Source organism: Marinobacter sp. L-46, from assembly GCF_056859535.1.
The window spans coordinates 1-5,000 of the sequence record NZ_JBSXOP010000031.1; the positions used below are offsets into that span (position 1 = coordinate 1).

Annotated in this window: 7 protein-coding genes; 1 reads left to right on the top strand and 6 read right to left on the bottom strand. The window is 53.0% G+C overall.

Annotated features, from left to right (window positions below; genetic code table 11):
- The 6 genes from AC13DJ_RS02765 to AC13DJ_RS02790 all read right to left on the bottom strand — a co-directional run.
- Positions 1-430, bottom strand: a 430-nt coding sequence (locus AC13DJ_RS02765; protein ID WP_482933044.1) for a hypothetical protein, incomplete at its 3' end; no start/stop codon positions are given.
- Positions 431-507: 77 nt separating this feature from the next.
- The gene (locus AC13DJ_RS02770; protein ID WP_476131302.1) at positions 508-1,158 is read right to left on the bottom strand and encodes a hypothetical protein; all 651 of its coding nucleotides are present in this window, start codon (positions 1,156-1,158) and stop codon (positions 508-510) included.
- Between the two features lie 39 nt (positions 1,159-1,197).
- Positions 1,198-1,740, bottom strand: coding sequence for a YqiA/YcfP family alpha/beta fold hydrolase (locus AC13DJ_RS02775; RefSeq protein WP_474540360.1), 543 nt, complete (start codon positions 1,738-1,740; stop codon positions 1,198-1,200).
- A gap of 155 nt (positions 1,741-1,895) precedes the next feature.
- Positions 1,896-2,849: a TraI domain-containing protein gene (locus tag AC13DJ_RS02780; RefSeq protein WP_222447794.1), complete on the bottom strand. Its 954-nt coding sequence runs from the start codon at positions 2,847-2,849 to the stop codon at positions 1,896-1,898.
- Positions 2,836-4,059, bottom strand: a complete 1,224-nt coding sequence (locus tag AC13DJ_RS02785; RefSeq protein WP_144822321.1) for an Arm DNA-binding domain-containing protein — start codon at positions 4,057-4,059, stop codon at positions 2,836-2,838. The genes AC13DJ_RS02780 and AC13DJ_RS02785 overlap by 14 nt, the downstream gene beginning before the upstream one ends.
- Positions 4,052-4,297, bottom strand: a complete 246-nt coding sequence (locus tag AC13DJ_RS02790; RefSeq protein ID WP_094625544.1) for a hypothetical protein — start codon at positions 4,295-4,297, stop codon at positions 4,052-4,054. The genes AC13DJ_RS02785 and AC13DJ_RS02790 overlap by 8 nt, the downstream gene beginning before the upstream one ends.
- Positions 4,298-4,450: 153 nt before the next feature.
- Between AC13DJ_RS02790 and AC13DJ_RS02795 the strand changes: the two genes are divergently transcribed.
- Entirely contained in the window at positions 4,451-4,657 is a 207-nt protein-coding gene (locus AC13DJ_RS02795) for a helix-turn-helix domain-containing protein (protein WP_144822322.1), read from the top strand.
- Positions 4,658-5,000: the final 343 nt, after the last annotated feature.

Below are 5,000 nucleotides of genomic sequence, written 5' to 3' on the forward strand. Positions count from 1 at the left end.
CTTCATGGCCGCATTCCGGGCAATACACCGTAGCGGTTCCATCGGTTACCCAGTCATTAATCCGCTCTTCAACGAGGCCGAAATGGCCCTCCGGCAACCGACTCACCTTGCGTGTGTCGAAGGTGGAATTGGCGAGCCAGACTGGCAGCACATCCCTCGCCGCTTGGGCACTGACGCTTTGAATCACCGTTCTCTCGGCGTCTTCCCTTGCCCAGGCCAACAACACTCTTGCCGGGACCGTCACGTCGCAGAAAAAGCCCTCATCCCGGTTCTCGGTAGTGGCAACCAGTATTTGTCCTTCACATCTGGGAAGTGTCGCCAGATGCTCTTGAATCTGGGCCTGCAGCTCGTTCTGGCGTTCTTCAGCAGCAAGCTGACGGCGATACGCCCGGGAAAACAGTTTTTTCAGGTAGTGCGGCATAGAGCTCATAGTGTGGGTTGTTTACCGTTCCTTGGACATTGATCAGGCCGAAGCGGACTAGAAGGCATGCATTTACTCGTCGCCCACTACTCCTTCACTACCGGATAACAGGCATCGCCCCACAGTGTCTCGGGGTGATCCATCATGATCGTCAGAATGACGGGAACCAGTTGGCTCATCAAGGCCACACAGTCACGAATCTGCTCCCGGTTTACCTTACTGCCCCAAGTAGCACCACCATGTATCAACTGATTTCGCAGGGTGTAGATTCGGCTAAGCGCAATGCCCAGCACTGTCGCGGTATCCTCTGAGCCCAAGGCTGACTGAGCGGCGACTTTTGCACGGGCAAACTGGTCCTGCCACTCTTCCTCACTGAGCTTTCCGTTCTGATGGTCCCAGAAGGGCTGAAACACAAAACGATTGCTGAGTAGTACCCGAATACTCCGGGGGAATTCTGTCCAGGTCAGCTCATCCAGCTGTTTGCCAGCATCAAGATCGACTAACTTCTCCAAGAAACCACGGAAGGCCGTTTTCTCTGTCGTCCGGTATTCTTCATTGATCTCTGTGGCATAGGCGGCGTTGAACGCAATCCACAGAAAGATGAACCGGCTGTCTGGGTCGTCGAGTTGCTCTGCTCGCTGCAACCAGCTCAGCGACCGATGAACCCGCAGGCTGAGATTGGCAGGGTAGCCGTCTCGCTCATCACGGTGGCGCTGTTTGAGAGTGTCGTAATTCATGGTTCGGTCCGTCCGTTCATCCAGTCCGGGTTTTCGGTTTCAATCCTTCACATGTTCCCGAATCAGCTTCAACGCTTCTTCCGTGTGCTCAAACCGATGGCTGCCGCCCTCAAAACTATGAACCGGAAAATAATCCCCAAGCGCCCTGACGGTGTCGTTCCACGGAATCAGTTCATCCCCCTGATCCAGCAACACAAGCCCGCTGCCATAGTGGGTGAAGGGATAGTAGCTTGAAACCACTTCGTCCGTCAGTTGATAGGCGTGCCCCTGATGATCAACACCCTGCCCTATCCAGGGCTTGAGAGTGTGACCAGGATCCGTCACCGGGTTGATGGCGACAAACGGAATGCCGGATTCGGCACCCAGAATACCCGCCAGCCATCCCCCCATCGAGGTCCCAACCAGAAGGTCCGGGTTCACTTGCATCAGTTTGTCCAGGCTATCTTCAATGACGTCTTCCGAAACTTGAGTGTAATCGATATCGTGACCATAGACAGGGCCAAGCTTCGCGAGCGCTTTAAGTTTGTCGCTGGTGATATCGAAGCGGCTGGCGAAGCCGTGGAGGTAGTATATTTTCAGCATATCCTTCGCTCTGGACGCGATATGTTTCCTGACCTTAGCACCGTTGCCGGGTAAATGCCTGCTTCACAGCCCAGCTGCTGTCCTCACACAACATCGAATAAAAAAGGGGTGTGGCCGCAACGTGCTCACACCCCTCACTGTAGTTTTCATCCGCCTCATCCGTGAGCTTCTATCGATGGCCGCCAATATGTGTTGTTTCCGAGCCGTCCAAAACCGATTGGCTGGCGCTTTCGATAGGCCTTCCGCTGATTGTCAGCCATGGCACTCTGGGCATCGGCGTCCCGAACATAACGGGCAAGCGTCATCGCAGGGCTGACACCGTAGCGAGCACCGGGCGAGGCACAGGTCCAAATGTGCCGGAGTGCAAGAGCCGCATCAGGGTCTACCTTGTCAAGATAAGCCAGGCCGTAGGCGCAGGCCTCTAAAGTCATGTCGGCATGGTCGCACAACCTTGCAGTTGCTGTCGGCTTACCCCACGTATCATAGGTGTAGGTCTTGCCAATATCGTGCAACAAACCAGCGACGAAACCGAGTTCCTGAAGTTCTCGTGGCATGTCTGGTTCATTGGTCTTCGTCATGACCACTACGTTCTTCGCCACGTCCAAGGAATGAGCCAGCAGCCCGCCAGGCTCGTTATGATGGTAATTCCTGCTCGCCGGAGCTTTTAGAAAGACTTCCAGCCTGTCACGGCGCTCCAATACTCGCTTAATGAACATCTGTAACGGGGCTGACTGCAAAGACCGAACCGCAGCCACCAGCTGATCCAGTGCCTCCGGTCTCGGACAGAACGTCCGTGGCAAAGTCTGCAATGCAGGCAAGCCGGCAACGTCTGCCTGCAACGGGCGGCGGATATCGGTCAGCAGGATCTCACTTTCCTCCGCACCCACACACACCTGCCCTTTGACCACGACCAGATCCATGTGGCCCAAGTGCTCTGGAATCAATATAGAACCAATTACCGCCAGAACCACGATGTCGCTGGCACAGCTGCTCAACCGAAGTTTCAGATACGGAATGCCTTCATCATCAAAACAGGCAACACGCCCCGTCAGTCGGTAGGTGCCTTTAAAAGTTTCCTGCATCAACGGGCGTAGATCATTCAGTTTCATCACCTACCTCCTTATCGTTTTCGATGACCCGACTCTGAATCAGTCGCTCAAAGGCGCTGCCATCCATGCGAGTCAGGTTCGGGATATAGCGGGAATACACTTTAAACAGCATTTCCGTTGAGGAATGGCCCAGAGTGCGGGCGACCCATTCCGGGTTTTCTCCCGACGCGAGGAGTAGCGTCGCAGCTGTATGCCGGGTCTGGTAGGGTCTGCGTTTCTTCAGCTTGAGGTGTTCCAACAAAGGGTACCAAACACGCTTGGTCACGTTATTATGGTCCAGCGGCTCTCCCAGCCGGTTACAAAATACGAACTTGCTGAGTTTGCCGGTTGCCTCGTACTGGGATTTGAGTGCCTGGTACACGGGGCCAAACATTGGAATTTCCCTTTGTGAGCCGTCCGTTTTTGTGTACTCGGTTTGGCCGTGGATAAGTGTTTCACGTACCAGGATTTCCCGCTTTTCAAAATCCACGTACTCCCACTTGAGGCCATCAACCTCCCCCGTTCGCATGCCGGTGTAAAAACGCACCAGGTAATAGTTGTGGTAATCCTCTCTGACCGTTTCGAGAATCTTTTCTACCTCATTCAGGGAGAAAGGCTCGATGTGTACCCTCTGCTGCTTGAGCGGCTTTATGTTCAGATAGGGATTCGTGAAGTCAAACCGCTCAGCCGCCTCCGTTAGAATCATCCGCAAAATGGTCATGTGGCTGTTGATGGTTTTGGGCGCCATCAAGCCACTGGCCCCTCTTCCTTTCCGCCGAGCCATCTTGTTACGAGCGGCCAGAATATCCGGCTTGGAAATCTCGCCTACCCGTTTATCCTTGAAGGCTGGCTTGAGAGAACTGGCCAGGATGGATTCCACATTGCGAGTGTGGGAGTTCCGCCACTGGATTTTGGATTCGAGGAACCACTGGTCAGCGAAGTCTGCGAACAAAGGAGTATCAGACGCCCTGCCATTTTCTGAGGTATTAGTTGCCCCAGAATTTGCTTGGCTGGCCTGGATCTTCTTGAGATTACGACTATCAGGAAAATACTCCGCATAGTTGAAGTCACCCAAGAGAATCATGGCCTCAACTTTCTGCAAAAGTGCGTTTACACGCTTTCGGTTTTGAGGCGTGTCCATCAAGGCCGTTTGCTCCCGACAACGGTGACCTGCGTACATAAAGTCCAAATACAGCTTTCCGGTTTCTTTCCTTGTCCTGACCTTACCCATGACAAACCACCCCGCTCGCCATGGGAATAGCCAAATGCTCATGCTCCCTGGCACCGTCTAACATTTCCTTTTCGACCTCCTCCCAAAGAAAAAGAATCTTGCGGCGGCCGAACGGCTTGATGTAGTGCTTGCCCTCAAGGAGAACCGTGTCTTTCAGACACTGGCGAATGGTCCGGCAGTCATATTTGATTCGACCAGCCAGCTCTTCAGTGGTCAGATAGGTGTAAGAGTTTTCCATCGAAATATTCCTTCCGCTGCGATATTCTAAATCAACAAAAGACATTCCCTATATCAGAATGTCATCCTGAATGACATTTTAGACAACAAAAGGACATTTGCAAGAGCTTTTTGCCATTCTGGATAACATTTTTTCATTAAGGATAATTTAGAGATGATTCGATGCCACCTGGCCCGCATCATGGGCGAGCACAAAATGAAAATCGTAGATGTGGCGCGAGAGACCGGCCTGAACCGCAACACGGTGACTCTGCTGTATAAAGAGACCGCTCAACGGATCGATCTTGATGCGCTCGACAGACTCTGCAAATTATTCAAATGCGAGGTCAGCGATCTGCTGGAGTTTCAGGAAGACCAGTGAGCAACAATTAAAGGCAACTGGGGTAATGCCAGAGAAGAGGTTGCCAAATGAGGGTTGACCAGGCTATACGCAGCGAGGTTACCCAACCTGTGACAGCGAAAGACTTACGGTCAATCTCACCGAACCATCCAAATGGGGCGTCACAAAGATTGGCACAGATATGTCACATATTCGTCACAGGGAAGTTTGGCGGCCCCAAACGCAGCGAGTAGGGTGAGGCGTTACCGCCTCATCCCTCTCACAGAACCGTACATACGGGCCACGTATACGGCTCATGCCATTAACTTACCCCGAACTCGGGGACAGTGATGCCGGTTTTGACCTTCGCAAGATCCATCAACTT